This is a genomic window from Candidatus Glomeribacter gigasporarum BEG34, from assembly GCF_000227585.1.
Taxonomy (GTDB): domain Bacteria; phylum Pseudomonadota; class Gammaproteobacteria; order Burkholderiales; family Burkholderiaceae; genus Glomeribacter; species Glomeribacter gigasporarum_B.
In genome coordinates this window covers 1-12,858 of record NZ_CAFB01000054.1, presented here as the reverse complement: position 1 = coordinate 12,858, position 12,858 = coordinate 1, and the positions used below count along the sequence as shown (strand labels likewise).

The 12,858-nt window shown below is 53.7% G+C and carries 12 protein-coding genes and 1 pseudogene; 6 read left to right on the top strand and 7 right to left on the bottom strand.

The window, feature by feature from the left end; translation table 11 throughout:
• The 3 genes from CAGGBEG34_RS07345 to CAGGBEG34_RS07335 form a co-directional block, all read left to right on the top strand.
• Positions 1-1,726: proline--tRNA ligase (locus CAGGBEG34_RS07345; protein WP_081463794.1), on the top strand; the 1,726-nt coding region annotated here is incomplete at its 5' end.
• 445 nt (positions 1,727-2,171) lie between these two features.
• On the top strand, positions 2,172-3,110 hold the full coding sequence (locus CAGGBEG34_RS07340) for a S8 family serine peptidase (RefSeq protein ID WP_006683093.1): 939 nt from the start codon (positions 2,172-2,174) through the stop codon (positions 3,108-3,110).
• Between the two features lie 226 nt (positions 3,111-3,336).
• On the top strand, positions 3,337-3,858 hold the full coding sequence (locus CAGGBEG34_RS07335) for a hypothetical protein (RefSeq protein ID WP_006683092.1): 522 nt from the start codon (positions 3,337-3,339) through the stop codon (positions 3,856-3,858).
• A gap of 15 nt (positions 3,859-3,873) precedes the next feature.
• On the opposite strand, the gene ffh is transcribed toward CAGGBEG34_RS07335, so the two are convergent.
• Complete coding sequence (ffh, locus tag CAGGBEG34_RS07330) at positions 3,874-5,238, bottom strand: signal recognition particle protein (protein WP_006683091.1); 1,365 nt, start codon at positions 5,236-5,238, stop codon at positions 3,874-3,876.
• A 61-nt stretch (positions 5,239-5,299) separates the two neighbouring features.
• The gene (gene pyrC / locus CAGGBEG34_RS07325; protein ID WP_006683090.1) at positions 5,300-6,418 is read right to left on the bottom strand and encodes a dihydroorotase; all 1,119 of its coding nucleotides are present in this window, start codon (positions 6,416-6,418) and stop codon (positions 5,300-5,302) included.
• Positions 6,419-6,773: 355 nt separating this feature from the next.
• On the opposite strand from pyrC, the gene CAGGBEG34_RS07320 reads away from it, so the two are divergent.
• Positions 6,774-7,625: a class II glutamine amidotransferase gene (locus tag CAGGBEG34_RS07320; RefSeq protein ID WP_006683089.1), complete on the top strand. Its 852-nt coding sequence runs from the start codon at positions 6,774-6,776 to the stop codon at positions 7,623-7,625.
• Positions 7,626-7,724: 99 nt separating this feature from the next.
• Here CAGGBEG34_RS07320 and CAGGBEG34_RS10295 read toward each other — a convergent pair.
• The 3 genes and pseudogenes from CAGGBEG34_RS10295 to CAGGBEG34_RS07305 form a co-directional block, all read right to left on the bottom strand.
• A pseudogene (locus CAGGBEG34_RS10295) lies at positions 7,725-7,891 on the bottom strand (ABC transporter substrate-binding protein); the annotation flags it as partial.
• A gap of 142 nt (positions 7,892-8,033) precedes the next feature.
• Complete coding sequence (locus tag CAGGBEG34_RS07310) at positions 8,034-9,257, bottom strand: MFS transporter (RefSeq protein WP_006683088.1); 1,224 nt, start codon at positions 9,255-9,257, stop codon at positions 8,034-8,036.
• 12 nt (positions 9,258-9,269) lie between these two features.
• The gene (locus CAGGBEG34_RS07305; protein WP_158641834.1) at positions 9,270-10,010 is read right to left on the bottom strand and encodes a hypothetical protein; all 741 of its coding nucleotides are present in this window, start codon (positions 10,008-10,010) and stop codon (positions 9,270-9,272) included.
• Between the two features lie 331 nt (positions 10,011-10,341).
• On the opposite strand from CAGGBEG34_RS07305, the gene CAGGBEG34_RS10745 reads away from it, so the two are divergent.
• Positions 10,342-10,581: a transcriptional regulator gene (locus CAGGBEG34_RS10745; RefSeq protein ID WP_042688342.1), complete on the top strand. Its 240-nt coding sequence runs from the start codon at positions 10,342-10,344 to the stop codon at positions 10,579-10,581.
• A gap of 191 nt (positions 10,582-10,772) precedes the next feature.
• Here the strand turns inward: CAGGBEG34_RS10745 and CAGGBEG34_RS07295 are convergent, their stop codons facing one another.
• On the bottom strand, positions 10,773-11,063 hold the full coding sequence (locus CAGGBEG34_RS07295) for a BrnA antitoxin family protein (RefSeq protein ID WP_006683086.1): 291 nt from the start codon (positions 11,061-11,063) through the stop codon (positions 10,773-10,775).
• A gap of 194 nt (positions 11,064-11,257) precedes the next feature.
• Here CAGGBEG34_RS07295 and CAGGBEG34_RS07290 point away from each other — a divergent pair, with 194 nt between their 5' ends.
• Positions 11,258-12,112: a bifunctional methionine sulfoxide reductase B/A protein gene (locus tag CAGGBEG34_RS07290; protein WP_006683085.1), complete on the top strand. Its 855-nt coding sequence runs from the start codon at positions 11,258-11,260 to the stop codon at positions 12,110-12,112.
• A gap of 43 nt (positions 12,113-12,155) precedes the next feature.
• On the opposite strand, the gene CAGGBEG34_RS07285 is transcribed toward CAGGBEG34_RS07290, so the two are convergent.
• Positions 12,156-12,650, bottom strand: a complete 495-nt coding sequence (locus tag CAGGBEG34_RS07285) for an EVE domain-containing protein (protein ID WP_006683084.1) — start codon at positions 12,648-12,650, stop codon at positions 12,156-12,158.
• Between the last annotated feature and the right edge of the window lie 208 nt (positions 12,651-12,858).

Below are 12,858 nucleotides of genomic sequence, written 5' to 3'. Positions count from 1 at the left end.
GTCGCGTTTCCTGATTCATACGCTTAAAGAAGCGCCAGCGGATGCGGAAATCATCAGTCACCAGTTGATGATACGCAGCGGTATGATTCAGCGCATTGCCGCCGGAATTTACGCCTTCATGCCTTTGGGTGTGCGCGTGATGCGCAAAATCGAAGCGATTGTCCGCGGAGAGATGAACCGGGCCGGCGCGCTCGAAGCGCTGATGCCAATGGTGCAGCCCGCCGGACTCTGGCGGATATCACAGCGTCTGGCGCGGTACGGGCCTGAGTTATTGCGTTTTAAAGACCGTCATGCGCGTGATTTTGTGCTGGGGCCCACGCATGAAGAAGTCGTGACGGAAATCGCGCGCGCGGAAATCCGCAGTTACCGGCAATTGCCTCTGATTCTCTATCAGATTCAAAGCAAATTCCGCGATGAAATCCGGCCGCGTTTCGGCGTCATGCGCGCGCGCGAATTCGTGATGAAAGACGCCTATTCTTTCGACCGGGACGCCGCCGGGCTGGCGCGCACCTATCAACGCATATTTGATGCGTATCAGCGCATTTTTACGCGGCTTGGACTGAATTTTCGCGCGGTTGCGGCGGACAATGGCGCGATTGGCGGGAGCGGTTCGCATGAATTTCACGTGATTGCGGAAACGGGTGAAGCTGCCATCGCCTATTGTCCGGCCTCCGGCTATGCCGCGAACGTCGAGGCGGCGCCCGCGCCTGCTTTGCTGGATATGCGCGCGCCGCCGCGGCAAGCGCTTGTCAAAGCGGCCACGCCGGGAAAAACGGCATGCCGGGAGGTTGCGCCCTATCTCTCGATACCGGTTGAACGCACCGTTAAATCGCTGGTTCTGGCTGTAGAGAAGAAAGAGAAGGTAGAAGACGGGCCGGAAATCTGGCTCCTGCTGCTGCGTGGCGACCATAGCCTGAATGAAGTCAAGGCGGGCAATGCGCCCCAATTGTCCGGCTACCGCTTTGCAAGCGAGCGGGAGATCAGGGAATGGTTTGGCGCGCCGCCCGGCTATCTGGGCCCGCTCGGCGCCCGAGAACCGGTTCGGATACTGGCCGATTGCACTGTTGCGCGGATGAGCGATTTCGTCGTCGGGGCGAACGAAGAAGGGTTTCACTGGACAGGCGTGAACTGGGGACGGGATTTGCCTGAGCCGGAGACGGCTGATTTGCGCGATGTCGTGGAAGGCGATCTTTCTCCGGATGGCAAAGGGAGGCTTTCCATTTGCCGCGGCATCGAGGTGGGGCATATCTTTCAGCTCGGCACGCGCTATTCGGACATCATGGGTGCGCATTATCTCGACGATGCGGGCGTAGCGCAGCCGTTGGCGATGGGATGTTACGGGATTGGCATTACACGTCTGCTGGGCGCTGCCATCGAGCAGAATTTTGATGCCCGCGGCATCCTCTGGCCGGCGGCGATTGCGCCGTTTGAAGCCGTACTCTGTCCGATGGGCTATCACCGCAGCGAAGCCGTGCGACACGCGGCGGATCGGCTCTACGCAACGCTGACTGAAAGAGGCGCGGATGTCATGCTGGATGATCGAAACGAACGCGCGGGCGTGATGTTCGCGGATTGGGAATTGATTGGCATCCCGCACCGGCTGGTCATCAGCGAGCGCGGCCTGAAAGAAAACACCGTTGAATATCAAGGCCGGGACGATGCTTGCCCAACGTCGCTCACACCTGAGCAGGCTGTGGCGCATATTGTGGGCGCACGAAATTCTTGAGCGAATGAGTCATCAAAAGTAAAAAATAAAACAGATTCTTTATTTTCCGTCAATAGGAGATCGCGCGAGTGTGCGATCTGAAATGCATGGCTATACTGGGGATGTGTTCCTCTGAAATGAGAAAGCCATGATGTCGCACCCTTGCCCGTCTTTATCGCTGTCCGTTATGGTATGCTGGGTATGCCGCTTCCGCATTGATGATTGCCCTTGCCGGATGCCATAGCGGCAGGGGGATAGCAGCAGCGGCGGCACAGACAATACGCCTGCCCCGCCGCCTTCTCAGCCTTCTCCGCCTTCTTCGGAATCTCCGGAGCCGCCGCCTGCTATTTCACTTCCTCAGGACCCGCTCTTTCAATATCAATGGCATCTGAATAATACCGGGCAGGTTGGCGCGCCTGGCTCGACTCTTTATGGTACAGCGGGTGTTGATCTCAATGTATTGCCTGTGTGGAAACAAGGAATCGGCGGCAAAGGCATCACGGTTGCGGTGCTCGATGATGGACTGGATATCGGGCACGAAGTGTTTGAAGGCAATATCGCCGAAGGGCTGAGCGTTAACTATTTTAGCCCGGATAAAAGCAATCCCACGCCCACCCATCCGGGCGATTTTCATGGTACGGCGATGGCGGGCATTATTGCCGCAGCGATCAATGGCAAGGGCGGCGTTGGCGTTGCGCCTAAAGTCAAAGTGGCGGGCCTCAAGATATTCGATCAGGATCGCGCTGTATTGTTGACAGATCAGCAGGATGCGCTCAGTCGCGGCGCTGCGAACGGCAGCATTGATATTTCAAATAATAGCTGGGGCGCTGAGATCGATGGCACTGTCGGCGGCGTATATCAGGATGCCGTGGTGCGCGCGGCGACCCGTTATGGCGCCGATCATGGCCGCTACGGCAAAGGTATCGTTGACCTGTTTGCCGCGGGGAACGATTGCGAAGGCCCAACTTGCGCTTTGCCAGGATATGGCTGGACCAATTTTGATTTGATGCGCCACCCGCAGTTGCTGGCGATTCCTGCCATTGATGCCAACGGCAGACATCCAGATTATTCCAGCCCCGGCTCAAATAATCTGGTTTCCGCGCTGGCAAACAAAGGCCGCTCAGTTCTGCGTACCACTGACGACCCCCCAGGCATTACCACTGCGCTGCCGCGCGTGACCACGCCAAGCGGTACCCAAATACCGTTGACCGGCGGATATCCAAATTGCGGCACCCAAAGCAACGGCTACCAGTGTCCAACCTCGGACTTTGGCAACGTATACCGCACCAGCGCGACGATGCCGCTCGACGAGCCTGCGTCGGGCGCATGGAAATTGTGCGTGGCGGATACCGGAGCAAGCGGCGCGCGGCAGGTGGTGAAGCATGTGGCGTTGACGGTGCATTAATCTGCCACGATTGAAGATTAAGAACCTATTCAAAATCTGACTGCGCGCCCGTGAGCCTGCGTCGGGCGGCGCTCGGAATCCTCACATATTACATATATGCTCCGGTTCCTGCGCTCCGTCCTCCTTGGCTGACAGGCGCTCGTGACAGATTTTGAACGGGTTCTAAGCGGAATGGAGCGTATTCCCCGGCGCGTTTTTATGAGTTCTTGTTTGGAGTCTTGGAATCATGGATATGAAACGATATTTAGCTCTCTGTTTGCTGTGCGTAGTAGATCTTGCGTATGCGGAACCCTCGCAGCCGCTGATTTGGTACAACGGCGATGTGCCGATCAAAATCCACGCGCATCCCGGTAGTTGCGCGAGCGCGCAACCCAGACAGGGTATGCCTGAATTCAGCCGGAAAGAGGGTTTTTATCTTTATCGGACCAAGCCCGGCAGCGATTGCCTGCCGGTGTATTCAAGCGCCCCGGATTTGAATAAAAGCGCGCTTTACGTGCAGGATTCAGGCGTCATCGTTCAGTTTAAACCCAATCAAACCGCGGAGCGGATTCAGCGTTGGCTGACGCAACACGGGATGGAAGGCGAGCCGCTTGCGCTGCCCGCCTCATTCTTGATTAAAAAATATCAGGGTAGGGCGGTCAATGGTATTGAAGCGATCCAATTAGCCGAATGGATGCGTGACTCGAAAGACATTGGCGTGGTTTTTGCTCAGCCAAACTGGCGCGAGCGGGCCGCAACGCGATTGTAGGGTTCCAGAGTAGAGTCAGCGCATCCCGGCCAATCCGCCGAAGCCGCCGCGGGTCATTCTGGCTAGATTGCCGCCCTTCAATTTCTTTGTCATCGTCCGCATCTGTTCAAACTGTGCGAGCAGCCGGTTGACTTCCTGAACGTGCACGCCGGCGCCGGCGGCAATGCGCCGTTTGCGGCTCGCTTTGATCAGTTCGGGTTGAGTGCGTTCCGCCGCGGTCATCGAGTGGATGATGCCGCTCATCCGACGCATCTGTTTTTCAGCCTGATCCAGATTGGACTGCCCGCTCGCCGGTTGGAATTGCGCGGGTAATTTCTCCAGCAGCGCGGCCATGCCGCCCATTTTTTTCATCTGCATCAACTGCGCCTGAAAATCATCCAGATCAAAAGCGCCCCCTTTTTTGATTTTGCGAACCCACTGTTTCGCCTGCGCGTCGTCGATGCCGCGTTGCGCCTGTTCAGCGAGCGCCAGCAGGTCGCCCTGGCCCAGAATCCGGTTCGCCATCCCTTCCGGATGGAAGACTTCAAGACCGTCGAGTTTTTCGCTCACGCCGACAAATTTGACGGGCTTGCCGGTGATATGCCGTACCGATAGCGCCGCGCCGCCCCGCGCATCTCCGTCGAGCTTGGTGAGCACAATGCCGGTCAGCGGCAGCGCGTCGTTGAATGCTTTGGCGGTATTGACCGCATCCTGACCCAGCATCGCATCGACGACAAACAGGGTTTCCGCAGGCTGTAGCGCCGCGTGCAGCGCGGTGATTTCAGCCATCATTTCCGCGTCGATGTTTAAGCGTCCGGCGGTATCGACGATCAGCACATCGTCATAATGCCGTTTGGCCCAATCGAGCGCGGCGCGCGCGATATCGACGGGCATTTGATCTGTGTTCGAGGGGAAAAAATCGGCGCTTGCCTGCTCGGTCACGGTTTTAAGCTGCGCAATCGCGGCGGGCCGGTAGACATCGACCGATACCGTCAAGACCTTCTTTTTTTGTTCGCGCAGCCGTTTGGCGAGTTTGCCAACGGTGGTGGTTTTACCGGCACCCTGTAAACCCGCCATCAGAATGATCGCGGGCGGCGCGACGGTAAGCCGCAGTTCCGACGCTTGACCTTCGTCAGCGCCGCCCATCACGGCGGCCAGTTCGCGCTGCACGATGCCGACAAGCGCCTGGCCGGGCGTTAGACTGTGGATGACTTCCGCGCCGCGCGCTTTTTCTTTGACTGCTTCTATAAAGGCGCGCACCACGGGCAGCGCAACATCCGCTTCGAGCAATGCGAGACGCACTTCGCGCAGCATTTGCTGCATATTCGATTCGGTCAGACGGGCTTCGCCGCGCAGCGTTTTGACGATGCGCGTCATGCGTTGGGTAAGGGTGTCAAACATATTGTTCATCCTCTAGAGCATTTTTCAGTGGCTTGCGCGGCGTCGCTTTGCGCTCGCCGTATTATTCATACTGTCTTCGCACTCGCTCCTTGTGCAATCTCACTGAAAAATGCTCTAGGCGCCAGGCAATCGTTTCGCCTGCGCCTAATGGACAGATAGAAGTCTGTGCGGCGGGCACCGGAATCTGGTCGGGGAGCGTCCATGTTCCGCGTCGCAGCGTGACGGCGCCTGTATTGCGCGGCAGGCCGTAAAATGCGGCGCCATAGACGCTTGCGAAGCGTTCAAGCCGGTCAAGCGCGCCGACGGCGTCAAAAGCTTGCGCATAGAGTTCGAGCGCGTGCAGGGCAGTATAGCAACCGGCGCATCCGCGGGCGCGCTCTTTCGCTTCTCTCGGATGCGGCGCGCTGTCCGTGCCCAGAAAAAAACGCGGATTGCCTGAAGTCGCGGCGCGCACCAGCGCGTGCCGGTGCGGTTCGCGTTTCAGAATAGGCAGGCAATAATAATGCGGCCGGATGCCGCCTTGAAATATCGCGTTCCGGTTATAAAGAAGATGATGCGCGGTGATGGTTGCGCCGAGCGCGTTCGGCGCTGCCTCCGCGTCCCGCACGTATTCAGCCGCTTCCTGCGTCGTAATGTGTTCAAGCACGACCTTCAAACCGGGAAAGGCGCGCCGCAACGGGTGCAGTACCTGATCGATAAATACTTTCTCCCGGTCAAAGAGGTCGATGGACGGGTCGGTGACTTCGCCGTGCACAAGCAATGGCAGTCCAATCTCCTGCATCGCTTCAAAGGTCTTCATGCATTTGGAGAGTTCGGTCACGCCCGCGTCGGAATGCGTGGTTGCGCCCGCCGGATAGAGTTTAATGGCATGGACAATGCCGGATGCGCGTGCGTGACGGATTTCTTCCGGTGGCGTATGATCGGTCAGATACAGGGTCATCAGCGGTTCAAATTCCGCCGCCTCAGGAAGGGCGCGCAGAATGCGCTGGCGATAGGCAAGCGCCTGCTCCGTCGTGGTCACCGGTGGCTGAAGATTCGGCATGATGATCGCGCGCGCGAACTGGCGCGCGGTATGCGGCAACACGGCTGCCAGCAGTGTGCCGTCGCGCAGATGCACATGCCCGTCATCCGGGCGCGTGATGGTCAGCGAGTCTGCGCGCGCTGACTCCGATGAGCGCATGGTGAGAGGACCTTAAATGATATTGCTGGATCGTGTTTAATTGTACGGCTTCATTGCTGAAGTGTTAGGGCCTGTTCTCAATTAAAACATGCGCGCGAGCAGGTGAATCCGGTTGCAGGGCAAGGCGGGTGGCGCGCCGTTTGGTCAATCCAAACAAGCGCCGCCCAACACCGCCCTGTGATCGGATTCACCTGTTCCCGTAAAATCAGATTCAAAATTGGGGTTGCTGCCGATATGCGAGGCTCGCGGCGTCATGCGTCTTGCAAATATATTGAATATTCGCTTCGTCACATTCCTTGCGAGCCTCGCATATCGGCGCAACGCGCACACATTTTAATTGAGAACAGGCCCTAATATGTGCCAACTATTGGGAATCAATTGCGCTGCGCCGACAGATACGACCTTCTCTTTTACCGGATTTGCCGCGCGCGGCGGCATCACCGATCACCATGCCGATGGTTGGGGCATTGCCTTCTTTGAGGATCGGGCGTGCCGTCTTTTTATCGATCATCAGCCGGCCTCAACGTCCGCAGTAGCCGAGTTTGTCAAGCGTTATCCGATCAAATCAAAAAATATCATCGCGCACATTCGCAAGGCCACAAAGGGCGTGGTCCGGCTTGAGAACTGCCATCCATTTATGCGCGAGCGCTGGGGGCGTCACTGGATTTTTGCGCATAACGGCGATCTAAACGGCTATCAGCCTGTACTCTCCAACCTCTACCAAAGCGTTGGCGATACCGATAGCGAACTGGCCTTTTGCGCGATGATGCAAGGCTTATATCAGTCTTTCCCAGGCGCGCAGCCGCCGCTGGACGAGCTTTTTGGAGCCGTTGCCGCATTGACCCGTCAAATGACGGACTATGGCGTTTTCAATTTCCTGTTGTCCAATGGACAGGCGCTGTTTGCCTATGGCTCAACGCATCTGCATTACATTGTGCGCCGCTGGCCATTCTCAACCGCGCATTTGATCGACGCGGATATGACGATTGATTTCGCCAAATACACAACCCCTGAAGATTGCATCGCCGTCATTGCGACGCAGCCGCTGACCGATGATGAACATTGGCATGCATTTGAACCTGGGGATTTACGGATGTTCCGGCATGGCGAACCCGTACTCAAAGCGCATATTCCAGTGCCGCCCAGTGTGCTCGAAATCGCCCGGCAACCGCTTGAGAAAGAGAAGCCCGCGTCCCTGGCGGCATAATTAAGTCAATCCCTTATGCAAATCAGATGAGATGAATATCTTCCGTTTTTCTGGCCATGAAGCAATAAACTGCGCTAAGAATTTTCTTGACGGTTTTATTGACTGCTTTAAATCACGCGGCGTGTCTTTCAAACTTTTGTCATACTCCCATTGCAACGGCGGCATCGGCGCAACGGCCACTTGTGCGTGTCCGTCGTAAACGGCATCAATAATCGGCTTTTTATCAATGCCATATCCAGGGCACGGCGTACTCGCACATCGTCTATCCAAATCTCACGAGGGGTAACTCCAATTAAATCGTCAATGGATTCTAATCCGTTATGGGTAGCCTCACTAATGGTTTGCCAGCAGATGTTTTCTTGTGTGCGCGTCTCTTATATAACTTGCGTGAGAGTAGTTTTCTACACACTATGCTAAAGCATTTTCAATTGGTTTTAATCGCCATGCCGCAGGCAACGCCAGCAGCCCGAAGAACATGATGTAAAAGGCGGGAAACATCAACAGGCCGGTTTTCTGGATCATCCACGTGCAGATCAGCGGCGTTGTGCCGCCTAAAAAAACGACTGGAAGCGTATAGGCTAAGTTCATCCCACGGCAGCGCACAAAATTCGGGAATTGTCTCGCCAGTGTTTCCATGATGATGCCATTTATACTACTCAGTACTACTGCCAGCAGTAATAACGTTGCCAGCGCCCTCCCAAAAGTTACGGATTGTAGTCCTATCCACAACGGATAGGTCAATATGATCGTTGTCACCACGCCGAATTTGATCAGCCGCTGATACCCCCAAAAATGAGCGATAGCGCCAGCAGCTAATCCCAACGGGACCAGTGCAATTAACATGAATGTATGGATGAGCCGTGCCAGAGAAGGCGGGTAATTCAAAAAATGAATCAAATAGGACGGCATCCAGACAACCAGAACAAAACCAAATACTGTTAACCATGACACAAGCGGAATAGCCTTCATGAAGGGTTGTTTTAGCACGCGCCAGGCAGAATCCAAGGGGCTTTTAGATTTCAAAGGAGGCTCTCGAATGGCATACCGCATGTTGTTAATTGCAACTGTCATAGGTAATCCGAGCAAAAACGGGAGACGCCAAGCCCATGCCAGAATAGTGTGACGATCAAATACGGAAAATAATAGAAAAGCGGTGAACGAAGCGAATAAAACGCCGATGTTCATACTGGTCGTCGCTATGCTGCACAATAGGCTTTTACTATTGTCAGATGACGCTTCAAAAAGATAACACCCATTGAGCGGCAGTTCCCCGCCCATCGCAAATCCCTGAATGCACCGCAAGATCAGCAACAGAATGGGTGCTAATAAACCGATATGCTGGTACGTCGGCAAGCATCCAATCAGCACAGTTGGCACTGCCATCATGATGAGTGATCGCTTTAAGGGCGTGGTGCGCCCTATTCGATCTCCCATCATGCCGAAGAAAAGGCTTCCCAATGGCCGAGCAAAATAGCCGACTGCAAAAATCGCAAAGACTTGAATTAATTTCCCACCGGAGTTCTCAGCACTGAAAAAAAGTGAGCCGATCACATCGGCCAAATACGCATAGACAGTAAACTCGTACCATTCAAAAATGTTTGCGACCAGCCCGATTTTTAAAAGGTGACGCATGATAGAAAGTCCTTATTCGGATGCGCCATGAACGGGTACTGCGCGTAATCTCGTCAGCATTTCATGCCAGTACCCTGCTGTCACCTTATCTCGCAGTGCCAGTTCACGAGTGAAGATATTTTCTGTTTGGGTCTGTTCAGGACAAATGTCCTGGTGCATGGCAAATAAGACTTGCATTTCATGACGAGTAGGCAAATCAGTAAAATAAGAATCAATATCTAAATGCTTCAGCAGATTTTGAATGGCATCCTCTTCTTGATAGTATTTTTGGTAGAGTTCAAAGAGATCGGATAAACTGCGCTGGAAAGTCGTTTCATAATTGTACGTATAAATAGCAATCACTTTATTATTGTCCTCATTCAGGACAGGCTTCTTGAGCATATGTTGCGTTAGGATCAAGCCTTCGTTGGTGAAGAAGGTTGTTTGATCGCTTAAACAGCGCTTCGTATGAATCACTTGTTGATCATATTTTTCATAGAGTGCCGGTTGTGCTTTTTTCCATTCTGAAAAAGCAGCGCTGAACTTTTTTGCTCCCCAAATATCCTCTCTTGTACAAAAATCATTCACAGTGAGTCCCATGATATCTTCGTTTTGTTCAAGTCCAAGTTTTTCAACAAAATTTAAATTAGCGCAAATCATTTTTTTAGTTTGCGCGTCTTTCAAATGCGCAATATGAGGCGATTCTTCGACCAAATCAGACAAGGCAGCACTGACGCCTTTTAACGGTTCATTCGCTTCTAACAAACGATCCACTCTCAGATTCATTTCTTGCTCCTGATTTAAAGTTAAGAAAATTGAGCTATGTAAGAAAATCCAAACGCAGAAAACCAGGTGTTCGCCTGAAATATCTTGTACAAAACAAACACGCTGATAGCAAAACCAAGAGAAGCTATTTTTATCAGCATTACAGTCCTCAGAGGTAACTTGAGCGGTATAAAACTAGCTTTTATAAGTTATAATTTTTTGGTTTTATGGGACCAGAAAATTCAAGATAGATTAGAGTAAAATTTCGAAAAATATCTATGAGACGATTGATTTCCCCTCTGAAAAATCATAAATTTCGTTCATCCAAAAAAGGAATGTGATGCCAACTGCTCAAGAAAAAGCCGCCTTTTCAGAACGCCTAAAATGTGCTTTGAGAAAAAGTGACCCTCCTGTCAAAGACGCAACCGATTTGGCCCGCCTTTTCAATCTGCAACATCGCGCAGTTTCTTGTATCGGTATTGCAGTGCAGGCGGCCCATAAATGGTTGAGCGGACTTGCCATTCCAAGCGCTGATAAAATCGCAACGCTGGCCAAATGGCTAAACATGTCCGAACACTGATTGCACTATGATGCGCCCCCAGTCGAGCCAGACCAAAATACAGAGAGCCCGTTGCTTTCTTCGGAAATGCAGACTCTGATTGAAGAATTTAAGATGCAACCTGAGCAGAAACGGAGAGTCAACAAAGAAATGTTCGCGCTCTTGGCAAGATTGTTCACGGTTGTGGCGCGCGCTTGATAGTTCGTTTTTATTCAGGCAGCGGTCGTCTGCTCTCCCGGTCTTTGCGCTTCCAGCATCACACGCCGCAAAATGGTGTTCATCCGGGATTGATAACCGCTGCCTTGTGATTTGAGCCAGTCGAGCACATCACTATCCAGGCGCGTGGTCACCACGGTCTTGGTCGGCTTATGGAACCGGCCCCGAACGGCTGTTTGCCATTGCGCATCGCTCAGTTCTGGGATATCGCTGGTATCGATCTCACTGTCCGGCAGGGCGGCCAGCCTGGATAGATTGGCCTTCTGCGCCGCCGTCAACGGCGGCAATGTGTCTAATGTATAACCTCTTGCTCATAGCATCGTCTCTCTGTTGGCGTCGCCTTTCGGGCGGAAATGATCCGCACAGGCCGTTTCCAAGCCCCTTCATCCTGCCATTTTGTCTCCTGTTGACCGCCAGAAATTGCCTTGAAAGATGACCGAAAATTGTGGCCTAATTCCTATAGCATCGAAATCGACTGCACATGGACAAAACTTCCAGTCTTCCGCCCGCCATCCTGCAGATCGTGCAGAACAAAGGCACGGAACCGCCCTTTAGCGGTACGCATGCGCCTCTACAGGAAGCAGGCACTTATCTGTGCCGCCGCTGTGGCCTGGCCCTTTTTCGCACAGACGCGCAATTCCATTCAGGCTGTGGCTGGCCCAGTTTCGATCAGACGATACCCAAGACCGTTACTCAGCAGCCGGACGCCGATGGCATCCGCACCGAACTTCTCTGCGCTCGATGTCAGGCGCATTTGGGGCACCTCTTCGAGGGAGAAGGCTTCACCGCCCGAAACCTCCGGCACTGCGTCAATACGCTCAGCCTGGATTTCGTCGCCCATGCGCAAGTGCTGGATACGGAAGAGGCGATTTTAGGGGGCGGCTGTTTCTGGGGCGTGGAATATTTTCTGAAACAACGGTCAGGCGTGCTCAAAACAGAAGTCGGCTATTGCGGCGGCCCGCTCAAACATCCCACGTATGAACAAGTATGCAGCGGACAGACCGGCCATGTGGAAGCGGTCCGGGTGGTCTACGATCCAGATACGCTGCGCTTTACCGAACTCGTCCAATATTTCTTTGAAAATCACGATCCAACCCAAACAGACGGGCAAGGGCCCGACATCGGCCCACAGTACGCGAGCGTCATTTTCTATTACGATGACTCACAACGCGAGACCGCCGCTGCGCTGAAAAACACTCTGATCCAGAAAGGCGCGCCAGTCGTCACGCAGATTTTGCCTGTCCGTCCTTTCTGGCCTGCAGAGGACTACCATCAGGATTATTGTCGGAAACACGGCCAGACGCCATATTGTCATCGCTCTGTGCGGCAGTTTTAGCTCAGAGCCATCGCCGCAAATGGAACGTGCAGAACCTTTCGCGCTACAGCCGCTTTTTGAATGCTTGCGCCTGCGGAAAAGTCAGACAAAGCGCTTCAATCCTCTTCCACTCCTGGGCCGTTACAGGGGTCACGGACAAGCGGTTGCCCTTTTGTAAAAGTTGCATGGTTTTAAGTTCTGGTATTTGTCTTAAGGTTCGCAGCGCAATCACGTCCTTGAACGTACTCAGCCACTGCACATCCACGCAATACCAGATCGGTCTTTCAGGCGTGGATTTAGGATCGTAGTGCGCCTCATTGGGATTCCAGGCGGTCTTGTCCGGATAGGCCGTTTTAACGACCTTCACAGTCCCGACAATACCGGGCACAGGGCAGCTGGAACGGTAAAAGAAGGCGAGATCGCCCAACTGCATGGTTTTGAGAAAATTGCGGGCCTGATAGCTGCGAATGCCATCCCAAGCGTCTATGCCGTTAGGCTTTTGCCGCAGATCATCAATGCTAAAGGACTCAGGTTCCGATTTCAGAAGCCAGTAGGCCATCTCAAGCTTTCCGCTCTATCAAAACAAGCGCTGGAGTGACCCCCTGGGACTGGACCACAGCCCCAGGGGGTCACTCCAGCCTCAAGGGGAAGAGGGGAACTGGATACGTCACATGAGCCAAAGTATTCTATTCATTTTGCTTTGCTCCAGCGATCTTTCAAGCGCGCAATCCGGTTGAAGACCAGGCGCTGCGGCGTTGAATCGATGC

What these genes read in the sequence shown, in the direction of transcription:
- CAGGBEG34_RS07320 (WP_006683089.1), top strand. Translation starts at nt 6,774, where the DNA reads ATGTGCCAACTATTGGGAATCAATTGCGCTGCGCCGACAGATACGACC.
- ffh (WP_006683091.1), bottom strand. Translation starts at nt 5,238, where the DNA reads ATGTTTGACACCCTTACCCAACGCATGACGCGCATCGTCAAAACGCTG.
- CAGGBEG34_RS07290 (WP_006683085.1), top strand. Translation starts at nt 11,258, where the DNA reads ATGGACAAAACTTCCAGTCTTCCGCCCGCCATCCTGCAGATCGTGCAG.
- CAGGBEG34_RS07335 (WP_006683092.1), top strand. Translation starts at nt 3,337, where the DNA reads ATGGATATGAAACGATATTTAGCTCTCTGTTTGCTGTGCGTAGTAGAT.
- CAGGBEG34_RS10745 (WP_042688342.1), top strand. Translation starts at nt 10,342, where the DNA reads ATGCCAACTGCTCAAGAAAAAGCCGCCTTTTCAGAACGCCTAAAATGT.
- CAGGBEG34_RS07310 (WP_006683088.1), bottom strand. Translation starts at nt 9,257, where the DNA reads ATGCGTCACCTTTTAAAAATCGGGCTGGTCGCAAACATTTTTGAATGG.
- pyrC (WP_006683090.1), bottom strand. Translation starts at nt 6,418, where the DNA reads ATGCGCTCATCGGAGTCAGCGCGCGCAGACTCGCTGACCATCACGCGC.
- CAGGBEG34_RS07285 (WP_006683084.1), bottom strand. Translation starts at nt 12,650, where the DNA reads ATGGCCTACTGGCTTCTGAAATCGGAACCTGAGTCCTTTAGCATTGAT.